This window comes from Pseudomonas sp. HMSC066A08, assembly GCF_001813025.1.
Lineage (GTDB): Bacteria > Pseudomonadota > Gammaproteobacteria > Pseudomonadales > Pseudomonadaceae > Pseudomonas > Pseudomonas aeruginosa.
In genome coordinates, this window is sequence record NZ_KV811348.1 from 111,310 (window position 1) to 123,863 (window position 12,554).

Sequence of the window (12,554 nt, forward strand, 5' to 3'; positions counted from 1 at the left end):
GCTGGAAGCGGTAGGCGTCGGCGAGGATGCCGTGCTCCTCGAGGATCAGGGCAACGATCCGCGGCACCGTGAGGTGCTGGAAGATGCGCTGGTTGTTGCGCTGCGCGAGGTAGGCCAGTTGCGGCACGAGGGTGAGGCGATAGCGGGTCAGGCGCTTGCCCGCGTCGGCCTGGGCGGCGCCGTAGATCAGCCCGTGGACACCCTGGCCCTGCGGGGTGAAGGCGAGGAAGGCGGGTCGGTGCATGAGCGCTTCGAGGTCGAGGCCGGCGCGCTCGCTGACCAGTTCGAGTTCGAAGCGGTAGGGCCGGCTGATGCCTTCGTGGCCGCTGAATTCGAGGACCTGCAGGTCGTGACGGAGGCCGTCGAGGCTGAGGCTGAAGTGGGTCTGGTTGGCCGGGTTGAACATCCGCTGTCCCCTGTTTCTCGAAAAACCTGCACGGCTGGCGTCCCTGTTCGCCGTGCTCGATCCGAAGTGCGTGATCGCGCGGATGCTACGTCAAAAAAACTGTGCAAATTGTTGCGCACATCGCCGGAAAACCGCGGCGCGCCTGACCCTCGACAGTATGTAACAAAACATTTCAGAGAAATCCGACGAGCGAAGGACCGCCCCCGACCCGGGCCGGCCCATGCGCAATCAGCCTTGCAGACGCTGCGCCAGACGCTCCTGAAGTTGTGCGAGCACTTCCCGGTCGCCCTGCTTCGCCGCATGGATGCCGAGGTTCTCGCCGCTGAAGCGCGGGATGACGTGGAAATGGATGTGGAAGACCGTCTGCCCGGCGGGAGCGCCGTTGAACTGGGCGACCTGCACGCCGTCCGGCTGCACCTCCTCGACCAGGGCGCGGGTCAGGCGCTGGACCACGGCCATGACCTTGGCCAGGTTCTGCGCATCGATCTCGAGCAGGTTGCGCGCCTCGGCGTGCTTGGGAATCACCAGGGTATGCCCGTAGGACTGCGGGAACAGATCGAGGAAGGCGAGCACGTCCTCGTCTTCGTAGACCTTGTAGCAGGGAGCTTCGCCGCGAATGATCTTGGCGAAGATGTTCTGGGAATCGTAAACGCCGTGCAGACTCATGGAGGCTTTCCTTGAACGAACCGGAATAGACCTGCGCACCATACCGGCTCGCTCCCCGCTCGTCACGACGTGATGCGTCGCGCGCTCCACACACTTCGAAAGAAATTGTCACAAGCCCGTCATCACCCTTCCCTACTTTCGTAGCACTCGCCGGATGGCCCCGCCGTCTCGCACAGTCACCTCCTCAACATAGGGAAATGCGTCATGACCCCAGGTTATCCCCTCGCCCTCTCTCTTGCCGTCTCCATGGCCGTGCTCGGCAGCGCCTTGCCGGCCCAGGCGCGCCAGGACGATCCGTCGCTGTTCAACCGCCAGGCCCGTGGCGAACTCAGCGAATACGGCGGCGCACGACGCGTCGAGCAGGACCTGACCCAGGCCCTGAAGCAGTCGCTGTCGAAGAAGAAGGCGAAGAACGTGATCCTGCTGATCGGCGACGGCATGGGCGACTCCGAGATCACCGTGGCGCGCAACTACGCGCGCGGCGCGGGCGGCTACTTCAAGGGCATCGACGCGCTGCCGCTGACCGGCCAGTACACCCACTACTCCCTGCACAAGGACAGCGGCCTGCCGGACTACGTGACCGATTCCGCCGCCTCCGCCACCGCCTGGGCCACCGGGGTCAAGTCGTACAATGGCGCGATCGGCGTGGATATCCACGAACAGCCGCACCGCAACCTGCTGGAGCTGGCCAAGCTCAACGGCAAGGCCACCGGTAACGTCTCCACCGCCGAGCTGCAGGACGCCACCCCCGCCGCCCTGCTCGCCCACGTCACCGCTCGCAAGTGCTACGGTCCCGAGGCCACCAGCAAGCAGTGCCCGAGCAATGCCCTGGAGAACGACGGCGCCGGCTCGATCACCGAGCAGTGGCTGAAGACCCGCCCTGACGTGGTCCTCGGCGGCGGTGCCGCGACCTTCGCGGAAACCGCCAAGGCTGGCCGCTATGCCGGCAAGACCCTCCGCGCCCAGGCCGAAGCCCGCGGCTACCGGATCGTCGAGAACCTCGACGAACTGAAAGCCGTGCGCCGCGCCAATCAGAAGCAGCCGCTGATCGGCCTGTTCGCGCCAGGCAACATGCCGGTGCGCTGGCTCGGTCCGACCGCCACCTACCACGGCAACCTGAACCAGCCGGCGGTGAGCTGCGAGGCGAACCCGAAGCGCACCGCCGACATCCCGACCCTGGCGCAAATGACCAGCAAGGCCATCGAGCTGCTGAAGGACAATCCGAACGGCTTCTTCCTGCAGGTCGAGGGCGCGTCCATCGACAAGCAGGACCACGCCGCGAATCCGTGCGGCCAGATCGGCGAGACCGTCGACCTCGACGAAGCCGTGCAGAAGGCCCTGGCCTTCGCCAAGGCCGATGGCGAGACCCTGGTGATCGTCACCGCCGACCACGCCCACTCCAGCCAGATCATCCCGCCGGAAACCGCCGCGCCAGGGCTGACCCAACTGCTCACGACCAAGGACGGCGCGCCGCTGGCGATCAGCTACGGCAACTCCGAGGAAGGCTCCCAGGAGCACACCGGCACCCAGTTGCGCATCGCCGCCTACGGCCCGCAGGCCGCCAATGTCACCGGCCTGACCGACCAGACCGACCTGTTCTTCACCATCCGTCGCGCACTGAACCTGCGCGACTGATCGGACCAGAACGAAAAAGGCGCGCCGGTTTCGACCGGCGCGCCTTTTTCATTTCGCGCGGTACCCCTGGAACTAGCCCTCGACCTGGCTCCACTGCTTGGCCAGGCGCTTGTCCGAGACCGGCAGCCGGGTCCCCAGTTGCTGGGCGAACAGCGAGACCCGGTACTCCTCCAGCATCCAGCGATACACCTGCAACTCGGCGTCGCGCTTGCCTTCCTGGGCGTGCTTGGCGAGGCGCGCCTGGTATTGCGCCCAGAGTTCGCCCAGCTCGCCGCTCCACACCCGGTCGCGCTGGACCTGGCCGGCGACCTTGTCCAGGCGCTGCTCGATGGCCTTGAGGTAACGCGGATACTCCTTCAACCACTCCAGCGGGGTGGCGCGGACGAACCCCGGATACACCAGGTTGGCCAGCTGGCCCTTGACGTCGTTCAGCGGCACCGTCATGGCCAGCTCGACCTTGCCCTTGAAGCGCTTCTGCAGGCCGTGCCAGAGCTTGAGGATATCCAGCACCAGGCGTGCCAGGCGCTCGGCGTGCTCGTTCCAGGCAGCGCGCTTGCGCTCGGCCAGCGCGGCCAGGGCGGCGCCGTCGCGCGGCAGGCTTTCGCCCTGCAGCACGCAACTGTCGAGACTGGCCAGGAGGATGTCCTCGACCAGCGCCTCGACCCGTCCCAGCTCGCGGTACAGCAGGCCCATCTCGGTCTGCCCCGGCAGCTTGGCGCGCAGGTACTTGGCCGGCTCGGCCAGTTGCTGCAACAGCAGTCGTTGCAGGGCGCGGCGGTGTTGGTAGTCGGCCTCGGCCTGGGTCGGGAAGCGCCCTTCCTTGACCTCGCCCTGCTCCTCCACCAGCGCCGGGTATACCGTCATCGACAATCCGGCGACCTTCTGCTGGGCCTTCTCGGCGACGCTGGCGAAGGCCTTGGCCTCCACCGGACGCTGCTGTTCCTTGTCGGCCTGGGGAATCGCCAGGGCCGCCTGGCTGGCTTCGGCGAAACGCGCGGTGAGTTCGGCCAGGTCGCGGCCCTCGCCGAGGAACTTGCCCTGGGCGTCGACCACCTCGATGTTCATCCGCAGGTGATCGTCCAACTGCGTCGCCGCCTCGGCCCAGGCCTCGTCGGCTACCCGCACGCCGGTCATGCGCTGAAGCTCGCGGCCCAGCGCCTGCGGCAGCGAACCTTCGCCGAAGGTGATGCGCTCCAGGGCGGCACGGACGAAGTCCGGTACCGGCACGAAGCTCTTGCGGATCGCCTTCGGCAGGTTGCGCACCAGCGCCACCGCCTTGTCGTAGAGCAGGCCGGGCACCAGCCAGTCGATGCGTTCGGCCGGCAATTGCGGCAGCAGCGGCGCCGGTACCCGCACGGTGACGCCGTCGCGCGCGGTGCCGGGCTCGAACTGGTAGCTCAGCGACAGGTGCAGATCGCCCAGGCGCAGGCGATCCGGGTACTGCGCCGCAGTGACTTCGCTGGCTTCGCGGGCCAGCACGTCTTCCTCGCGCATCAGCAGCAGGTCCGGCTGGTTCTGTCGCTCGCGGGCGTACCATTTCTCGAAACTGGCGGTCTGGTAGATATCCGCCGGCAGGCGCGCGTCGTAATAGGCGAACAGGGTTTCCTCGTCGGCCAGGATGTCGCGCCGGCGTGCCTTGGCTTCCAGCTCGTCGAGCTTTTCCAGCAACTGCCGGTTGGCGCTCAGGCACTTGGCGCGGCTGTTGATCTCGCCGCGCACCAGGCCTTCGCGGATGAACAGCTCGCGCGCCACCGGCGGGTCGATCGGACCGTAGTGCACCGGACGCCGACCGATGACGATGAGGCCGTAGAGGGTGACCTGCTCGAACGCCACCACCTGGCCGCGACGCTTCTCCCAGTGCGGCTCGAAGTGGTTGGTCTTGATCAGGTGCCCGGCCAGCGGCTCCAGCCAGTCCGGCTCGATCTTCGCGACCATTCGGGCGAACAGCTTGGTGGTCTCCACCAGTTCCGCGGCCATGATCCATTGCGGGCGCTTGCGAGCGATGCCGCTGGACGGATGGATCCAGAAACGTCGCTGGCGAGCGCCGAGGTAGTCGCCTTCCTCGGCCTTCTGCCCGATCTGGCTGAGCAGGCCGGACAGGATCGCCTTGTGGACCGCCGCGTAATCGATCCCCGGTACCACGCGTTCGTTGTCGGCCGACGCGCCTTTCTTCGCCTCCGGCTTGCGCGCCTCGGCCTTGGCCGGGCGCCCGAACGGCAGCTTCAGTTCGCGGCAGATCAGGGTCAGTTGGCGGTGGGCGTCGCGCCACTCGCGCAGGCGCAGGTAGTTGAGGAAGTTTTTCCGGCACCAGCTGCGCAGGGCGTTGGAGCCCAGCGCCTGGCGCTGCTCCTCGAAGCCACGCCAGAGATTGATCAGCGCGGCGAAGTCGGAATCCGGATCCTTCCATTGCGCGTGCGCCTGGTCGGCGGCCTGCTGCCGCTCCACCGGACGCTCGCGCGGGTCCTGCACGGACAGCGCGCTGGCCACCGTCAACACTTCCTCGAGGCTACCCTGCTGGGCCGCCTCCAGCAGCATGCGGCCGAGCCTCGGGTCGATCGGCAGGCGCGCCAGTTGGCGCCCCAGCGGGGTCAGCTGGCCTTCGCGGTTGACCGCCGACAGTTCCTGCAGAAGGGTGAAGCCGTCCTTGATCGCCTTGCCGTCCGGCGGCTCGATGAAGGGGAACGCCTCGATGTCGCCGAGGCGCAGGTGCAGCATCTGGAGGATCACCGCGGCCAGGTTGGTGCGGAGGATTTCCGGGTCGGTGAAGGCCGGACGCGCGTTGAAGTCCTCCTCGCTGTAGAGACGCACGCATATGCCCGGCTCGACCCGTCCGCAACGGCCCTTGCGCTGGTTGGCGCTGGCCTGCGATACCGCCTCGATGGGCAGCCGCTGGACCTTGGCGCGGTAGCTGTAGCGGCTGATCCGCGCGGTGCCGCTGTCGATCACGTAACGGATGCCCGGCACCGTCAGCGAGGTTTCCGCGACGTTGGTGGACAGCACGATCTTGCGTCCCGGGCGCGGCTGGAAGATCTTCTGCTGCTCGGCCGGGGTCAGTCGCGCGTACAGCGGCAGTACCTCGGTGTGGCGCAGGTTGGCCTTGCGCAGCATCTCCGCGGCGTCGCGGATCTCCCGCTCGCCGGGGAGGAACACCAGCACGTCGCCGGGCCGCTTGCCGACCTCGCGTTCGTGGGCGGCGATCTCGTCGAGGGCGGCGAGGATGCCCTGGTCCACCGACAGGTCGTCCTCGACCCGGTTGCCCTCCTCGTCGGTTTCCGCCGCCAGCGGCCGGTACCAGGTCTCCACCGGATAGGTACGGCCGGAAACCTCGATCACCGGGGCGCCGTCGAAATGCCGGGAGAAACGCTCCAGGTCGATGGTCGCCGAGGTGATGATCAGCTTCAGGTCCGGACGCCGGTGCAACAGGGTCTTCAGGTAGCCGAGAAGGAAGTCGATATTCAGGCTGCGCTCGTGGGCTTCGTCGACGATCAGCGTGTCGTAGCGCTCCAGGTAGCGGTCGTGCTGGGTCTCGGCCAGGAGGATGCCGTCGGTCATCAGCTTGACCAGGGTGCTGTCGTCGCTCTGGTCCTCGAAGCGTACCTGGTAGCCGACCAGCGCGCCCAGCGGCGTGCCGATCTCTTCCGCGACCCGCGTCGCCACGCTGCGCGCCGCCAGCCGACGCGGCTGGGTATGGCCGATCAGGCCGTGGATGCCGCGACCCAGCTCCAGGCAGATCTTCGGCAACTGGGTGGTCTTGCCCGAGCCGGTCTCGCCGGCGATCACCACCACCTGGTGGGCGGCGATGGCGGCCTTGATCTCGTCGCGCTTGGCGGCGATCGGCAGGCTGTCGTCGTAGCGGATCACCGGCACGCTGGCGCGCCGCGCCTCGACCTTGGCGCAGGATGCCTGGAAGCGCTCGACCCACTGCGCCAGGCGCGCGTCGTCGGGCTGCTTGCGCAGTTCGTGAAGCTGCCGGCGCAGGCGGTGGCGGTCGCTGATCTGGGCCTGGTCGAGGCGCCGGACGAGTTGGTCGAGGGAAGGAGTCTGGTCGGTCATCTAGGCTTTTCGAATGCTGTGAGCGTGCCGCAGTCGCGGAGGACGGAAAGAAGCTCCGGCCACTGCCGAGGCGAAAAATATTCGGAATTGTCGCAGATTTGAGCGGAAGAGGACGAATCCCGGTTAACGCTCGCTGCCGCGATACGGCCGAGGCTGCTGGTGGGCGATGGCCCTCTCAGCGCCCCAGTCGCTTGAGCACCTCGGCCACTCGCAGCCATTGGCGCTCCACCTCGGGGCCGGCGCGATCCAGCAATGCCTCGATCAGTTCCAGACGCCGGCTGATCGGCAGACGGCGTATTTCTTCGGCCAGGGCAGGATCGAGGCGGGCCATGGGGTTTCCTCCGACAGGTGATGCGCTACAGGCATGCCCCCACAGGCCCGCTCCCCCCGCAACCGACTGCCTGCAACGAAGAAGCCCCGCATCGGCGGGGCTTCTTCAGGCAACGGCGGACTTACTTCTGGCCCGCTTTCTTCAGCTCTTCGTCGCGCAGTTCGCGGCGCAGGATCTTGCCGACGTTGGTGGTCGGCAGGCTGTCGCGGAACTCCACGGCCTTCGGCCGCTTGTAGCCGGTCAGGTTGTCATGCATGTGCTGCATGACCTGTTCCTTGGTCAGGGTCGCCCCCGGCTTGACCACCACGAAGACCTTGATCGACTCGCCGGACTTCTCGTCGGGGATGCCAATCGCGGCGCACTGCAGGACGCCCGGCAGGGTCGCCAGCACGTCTTCCAGCTCGTTCGGGTAAACATTGAAGCCGGAGACCAGGATCATGTCCTTCTTCCGGTCGACGATGCGCATGTAGCCGTCTTCCTGGATGATCGCGATATCGCCGGTCTTCAACCAACCATCGGCGTCGAGGATCTCGTCGGTGGCTTCCTGGCGCTGCCAGTAGCCCTTCATCACCTGCGGACCCTTCACGCAGAGTTCGCCGCGCTCACCCAGGGGCACTTCCTGGCCGTCGTCGCCGATCACCTTGCACAGGGTCGAGGGCACCGGAATACCGATGGTGCCGACCTGGATGTTCTGGAACGGGTTGACCGATACCACCGGCGCGGTCTCGGTCATGCCGTAGCCTTCGCAGATGGCGCAGCCGGTGACTTCCTTCCAGCGCTCCGCGGTGGCCAGTTGCAGCGCCATGCCGCCGGAGAGGGTCAGCTTCAGCGCGGAGAAGTCCAGCTTGCGGAAGGTCTCGTTGTTGCACAGGGCGACGAACAGGGTGTTCAGGCCTACGAAGCCGGTGAACTTCCACTGGCCGAGGTCCTTGAGCATCGACGGCAGGTCGCGCGGGTTGGTGATCAGGATGTTGTGGTTGCCGGTGAGCATCATCGCCATGCAATGGAAGGTGAAGGCGTAGATGTGGTACAGCGGCAACGGCGCGATCAGGATCTCGCAGCCCTCGTTGAGGTTGGCGCCCATCAGCGCCTTGCACTGCAACATGTTGGCCACCAGGTTGCGGTGGGTCAGCATGGCGCCCTTGGCGACCCCGGTGGTGCCGCCGGTGTATTGCAGCACGGCGACGTCGTCGGCCTGCGGCGCGGCTTCCTGGAACGACTTGCCGGCACCCCTGGCCAGCGCGTCGGTCAGCTTGGTGGCTTGCGGCAGGCTGTAGGCCGGCACCATCTTCTTGATGTGCTTGACCACGAAGTTGACGATGAAGCGCTTCAGCGGCGGCAGGATGTCGCCGACTTCGGTGACGATCACCTGCTTGACGCCGGTCTTGGGCAGTACGCCCTCGACCAGGTGGGCCATGTTGGCCAGGCAGACCACCGCCTTGGCGCCGGAGTCGTTGAACTGGTGTTCCAACTCGCGCGCGGTGTACAGCGGGTTGGTGTTGACCACGATGAGGCCGGCGCGCATGGCGCCGAAGACCACGATCGGGTACTGCAGGACGTTGGGCAACTGGACGGCGATGCGGTCGCCGGGCTTGAGATCGGTGTGCTGCTGCAGGTAGGCGGCGAAGTCGCCGGACAGCTTGTACAGCTCGCCGTAGGTCAGGGTCTTGCCCAGGTTGGTGAACGCGGGCTTGGTGGCAAAACGTTGGCAGGACTCCTTCAGTACCGACAGGATGTTCGGGTACTGGTCGGGATTGATCTCGGCAGCAATACCCGCTGGGTACTTGTCCTTCCAGAAGTTTTCGATCATGGAAGCCCACTCCTAAGCAACAGCTAATCTTCACCGCTCATGGCGGCATCTTGTTGTGATCTGCTCGCTAACCCTGGACCCAGGGCTATTAGGCGCGCCGAGATTATCAGCTTTGCCAGAGGCAGACCAGCACCAAACATGACCTATTCGGTCAAAAAAATGACCGAGACATTAGTCTCGGTCACGGTCTTTCCTGTCCCCGGCAAATGCCCGTTTCAGAGCCTTGTAAGGCTATCAGGCGATTTCGCGCAGCTCACGACGGAGGATTTTACCCACAGGCGTCATCGGTAATGCATCCTTGAGCACAATCTGTCGCGGAATTTTGTATCCGGTGAGGTTTTCCTTGCAGTAGGCCTTGAGTTCCTCGACCGACAGGCTGGGGTCGCGGGCCACCACGAACAGCTTCACCGCCTCGCCGGACTTCTCGTCGGGAATGCCTACCGCCGCGCAACTGGCCACCTTCGGATGGGCCATCACCACGTCTTCGATCTCGTTGGGGTAGACATTGAAGCCGGAGACCAGGATCAGGTCCTTCTTGCGATCGACGATGCGCACGAAGCCGTCCTCGTCGATCACCGCGATGTCGCCGGTCTTCAGCCAGCCTTCGGCATCGAGAATCTCCTCGGTGGCCTCGGGACGCTGCCAGTACCCCTTCATCACTTGCGGACCTTTCACGCAGAGTTCGCCACGTTCGCCGACAGGCAGCTCGTTGCCCTCCTCGTCGATCACCTTGAGCGCCGTGCCCACGACCGGAATCCCCACCGTACCCAGGCGTGCCTGCTCGCCGTAGGGGTTGGTGGTCACTACCGGCGAGCATTCGGTGAGGCCATAGCCTTCCACCACGGTGCAGCCGGTGACACCCTTCCAGCGCTCGGCGGTGGCGCTGACCAGTGCAGTGCCGCCGGAGTTGGTGAGCTTCAGGTTGGAGAAATCGACGTCCTTGAACCCGGGGTGCTCCATCAGCGCGACGAACAGGGTGTTGAGGCCGAGCAGCGCGGAGAAACGCCACTTCTTCAGTTCCTTGACGAAACCGGGGATGTCGCGCGGGTTGGTGATCAGCACGTTATGGTTGCCGCTGACCATCATGCACATGCAGTTCGCGGTGAAGGCATAGATGTGGTAGAGCGGCAGCGGCGCGATCATCACCTCCTGCGCCTCCTTCATCAGCGGCAGGCCATCCTTGCCGAGCTGGGAAAGCTGGGCGTGGACCTGCAGCATGTTCGCCACGAGGTTGCCGTGGGTGAGCATCGCCCCCTTCGAGACCCCGGTGGTGCCGCCGGTGTACTGCAACACGGCGACATCCTCCAGGCCGACCCTGACCGGCTGCAGGGCATGGCCCTGGCCTTGCTTCAAGGCCTGCCTGAACGGCAGCGCCTGGGGCAAGCGATAATCGGGGACCATCTTCTTCACCGACTTCACCACGCTGTTGACCAGCCAACCCTTCAGCGCCGGCAACAGGTCGCCCATGCGCGCCTCGATCAGGTACTCGATCCGCGTATCCGGAAGCACTTCCTCGACCAGCTTGCCGAACACGTTCAGGTAGACCAGCGCACGCACGCCGGCGTCCTTGAACTGGTGGCGCATTTCGCGGGCGGTGTACAGCGGATTGGTGTTGACCACCACCAGCCCCGCGCGCAAGGCGCCGAACACCGCGATGGGATATTGCAGGACATTGGGCATCTGCACCGCGATGCGGTCGCCGGGCTTGAGATCGGTCTGTTTCTGCAGGTAGGCGGCGAAGGCGGCGGACAGACGATCGAGTTCGGCGTAGCTGAGCGTCACGCCGAGATTGCTGAAGGCCGGGCGGTCGGCGAATTTCTTGCAGGAGCGCTCGAAGACCTCGACCACGGAACGGTAGGCGGCGAAGTCGAGACTGTCGGGTACGCCGGCCGGGCGTTTGTCGTTCCAGAATTCAGGTTGCATTTATTCTTGTCCTCTTACCTGAGCGGGTCTGGCCCGCATGTGCGGGGCATCGGGCAACTTAGCAGTTGCGTCGGACAGCGCAAATACTCCTCCTGCCCTTATTGATAGTGTGAATCTCCAGCCTGTCACTCTTCGCCGTCCGCCATTCCAGAGCGACCTATGCCCAAGGTTGGCGCTTTTCCGGGACGAAACCGCGCACGCTGCTAGAATGCGCCGGAACGCGTCCGCCCGGCACAAGGAACGAACATGCCCGCCGCTGCCTACTGGCTCCCCGCCAGCGACGAAACCCCGCTGTACACCCGCCACTGGCCGAGCGCAACGGCCGTCGGCGCGGTGATGCTGTCCCACGGCATGGCCGAGCACGCCGGTCGCTACGAGCGTCTCGCCGCCGCGCTGAACGCTGCCGGCTACCACTTCTATGCGATCGACCAGCGCGGCCACGGCCGGACCGCAGAAGCCGAAGAACTGGGCCACTTCGCCGACCAGGGCGGCTGGGGCAAGGTGGTCGGCGACCTGGCCAGCCTGAACCACCATATCCGCCAGCAGCACCCGGAACTGCCGATCTTCCTGCTGGGCCACAGCATGGGCAGCTACATCTCCATGGCCTACCTGCTGCACCACAGCTGCAGCCTGCAAGGGGCAATCCTTTCCGGTTCCAACTACCAGCCGCAAGCGCTCTACCGGGTCGCCCGCCTGATCGCCCGCTTCGAGCGCTGGCGCCAGGGGCCGCTGGGCAAGAGCGCGCTGATCGACTTCCTCTCGTTCGGCTCGTTCAACAAGGCGTTCAAGCCCAATCGCACGGCCTTCGACTGGCTCAGTCGCGATGCGCAGGAAGTCGACAGGTACGTGGCCGACCCGCTGTGCGGCTTCCGCTGCAGCAACCAGTTGTGGGTGGACCTGCTCGGCGGCCTGGCCGATATCACCCCGCCCACCCACCTGCGGCAGATCGATGCCGACCTGCCGCTGCTGGTCATCGGCGGCGAACGCGACCCGGTCAGCCAGGGCAAGCGCCTGGGCGACCTGGCCGACGCCCTGCGCGGCGCCGGGCTGCGCCAGGTGACCCTGAAGACCTATCCCGAGGCCCGTCACGAGCTGTTCAACGAGAGCAACCGCGACGCGGTCACCCAAGACCTGATCGACTGGCTGGAACAGGCCCTGCGCCACCGCCGGGATCATTCGACAAAGGAGAGAACATGAGCCAGGTCCAGAACATTCCCTACGCTGAGCTAGAGGTCGGGCAAAAGGCCGAGTACACCAGCAGCATCGCCGAGCGCGACCTGCAGTTGTTCGCCGCGGTCTCCGGCGACCGCAACCCGGTGCACCTGGACGCCGCCTACGCGGCCACCACCCAGTTCAAGGAACGCATCGCCCACGGCATGCTCAGCGGCGCCCTGATCAGCGCGGCGATCGCCACCGTGCTGCCTGGCCCAGGCACCATCTATCTCGGCCAGACCCTGCGCTTCACCCGTCCGGTCAAGCTCGGCGACGACCTGAAGGTCGAACTGGAAGTCCTCGAGAAGCTGCCGAAGAACCGCGTGCGCATGGCCACGCGGGTGTTCAACCAGGCAGGCAAGCAGGTGGTCGACGGCGAAGCGGAAATCATGGCGCCGGAAGAGAAGCTCAGCGTCGAGCTGGCCGAACTGCCCCCGATCAGCATCGGCTGAGCAGCCTTCCCTGCCGTCGGGCCATGCGGCCCGGCGGACTTGCCGGGCCGCCGCGCGCTGCTCTAC

At 65.9% G+C, this 12,554-nt stretch carries 9 protein-coding genes; 3 read left to right on the forward strand and 6 right to left on the reverse strand.

The annotated features are described in order from the left end of the window. Together HMPREF2886_RS24335 and HMPREF2886_RS24340 are read right to left on the reverse strand one after the other, a co-directional pair. Nucleotides 1–406 (reverse strand): contractile injection system protein, VgrG/Pvc8 family (locus HMPREF2886_RS24335; RefSeq protein WP_256562575.1); only part of this gene is annotated, 406 nt, incomplete at its 3' end. A gap of 228 nt (nucleotides 407–634) precedes the next feature. After that, a complete protein-coding gene (locus HMPREF2886_RS24340) occupies nucleotides 635–1,072 on the reverse strand; it encodes an HIT family protein (RefSeq protein WP_070748550.1) in 438 nt (145 codons plus the stop codon). Between the two features lie 204 nt (nucleotides 1,073–1,276). Here HMPREF2886_RS24340 and phoA point away from each other — a divergent pair, with 204 nt between their 5' ends. Next, a complete protein-coding gene (gene phoA / locus HMPREF2886_RS24345) occupies nucleotides 1,277–2,707 on the forward strand; it encodes an alkaline phosphatase (protein WP_033968628.1) in 1,431 nt (476 codons plus the stop codon). Nucleotides 2,708–2,779: 72 nt separating this feature from the next. Here the strand turns inward: phoA and hrpA are convergent, their stop codons facing one another. The 4 genes from hrpA to fadD2 all read right to left on the reverse strand — a co-directional run bounded on the left by hrpA (nucleotide 2,780) and on the right by fadD2 (nucleotide 10,824). Next, complete coding sequence (gene hrpA / locus HMPREF2886_RS24350; protein ID WP_070748552.1) at nucleotides 2,780–6,760, reverse strand: ATP-dependent RNA helicase HrpA; 3,981 nt, start codon at nucleotides 6,758–6,760, stop codon at nucleotides 2,780–2,782. Between the two features lie 175 nt (nucleotides 6,761–6,935). Next, nucleotides 6,936–7,091, reverse strand: a complete 156-nt coding sequence (locus tag HMPREF2886_RS34645; RefSeq protein ID WP_162978839.1) for a hypothetical protein — start codon at nucleotides 7,089–7,091, stop codon at nucleotides 6,936–6,938. Nucleotides 7,092–7,212: 121 nt separating this feature from the next. After that, complete coding sequence (gene fadD1, locus HMPREF2886_RS24355) at nucleotides 7,213–8,901, reverse strand: long-chain-fatty-acid--CoA ligase FadD1 (RefSeq protein ID WP_003091643.1); 1,689 nt, start codon at nucleotides 8,899–8,901, stop codon at nucleotides 7,213–7,215. 234 nt (nucleotides 8,902–9,135) lie between these two features. Then, the gene (gene fadD2, locus HMPREF2886_RS24360) at nucleotides 9,136–10,824 is read right to left on the reverse strand and encodes a long-chain-fatty-acid--CoA ligase FadD2 (protein ID WP_033968624.1); all 1,689 of its coding nucleotides are present in this window, start codon (nucleotides 10,822–10,824) and stop codon (nucleotides 9,136–9,138) included. Nucleotides 10,825–11,070: 246 nt separating this feature from the next. Here fadD2 and HMPREF2886_RS24365 point away from each other — a divergent pair, with 246 nt between their 5' ends. Both HMPREF2886_RS24365 and HMPREF2886_RS24370 read left to right on the forward strand, forming a co-directional pair. After that, a complete protein-coding gene (locus HMPREF2886_RS24365) occupies nucleotides 11,071–12,021 on the forward strand; it encodes an alpha/beta hydrolase (protein WP_039027787.1) in 951 nt (316 codons plus the stop codon). Beyond that, the gene (locus HMPREF2886_RS24370) at nucleotides 12,018–12,488 is read left to right on the forward strand and encodes a MaoC family dehydratase (protein ID WP_003091647.1); all 471 of its coding nucleotides are present in this window, start codon (nucleotides 12,018–12,020) and stop codon (nucleotides 12,486–12,488) included. The genes HMPREF2886_RS24365 and HMPREF2886_RS24370 overlap by 4 nt, the downstream gene beginning before the upstream one ends. The last annotated feature ends 66 nt before the right edge of the window (nucleotides 12,489–12,554 follow it).

Coding starts and splice junctions, on each gene's coding strand:
- HMPREF2886_RS24340 (WP_070748550.1), bottom strand. CDS start 1,072: ATGAGTCTGCACGGCGTTTACGATTCCCAGAACATCTTCGCCAAGATC.
- phoA (WP_033968628.1), top strand. CDS start 1,277: ATGACCCCAGGTTATCCCCTCGCCCTCTCTCTTGCCGTCTCCATGGCC.
- hrpA (WP_070748552.1), bottom strand. CDS start 6,760: ATGACCGACCAGACTCCTTCCCTCGACCAACTCGTCCGGCGCCTCGAC.
- HMPREF2886_RS34645 (WP_162978839.1), bottom strand. CDS start 7,091: ATGGCCCGCCTCGATCCTGCCCTGGCCGAAGAAATACGCCGTCTGCCG.
- fadD1 (WP_003091643.1), bottom strand. CDS start 8,901: ATGATCGAAAACTTCTGGAAGGACAAGTACCCAGCGGGTATTGCTGCC.
- fadD2 (WP_033968624.1), bottom strand. CDS start 10,824: ATGCAACCTGAATTCTGGAACGACAAACGCCCGGCCGGCGTACCCGAC.
- HMPREF2886_RS24365 (WP_039027787.1), top strand. CDS start 11,071: ATGCCCGCCGCTGCCTACTGGCTCCCCGCCAGCGACGAAACCCCGCTG.
- HMPREF2886_RS24370 (WP_003091647.1), top strand. CDS start 12,018: ATGAGCCAGGTCCAGAACATTCCCTACGCTGAGCTAGAGGTCGGGCAA.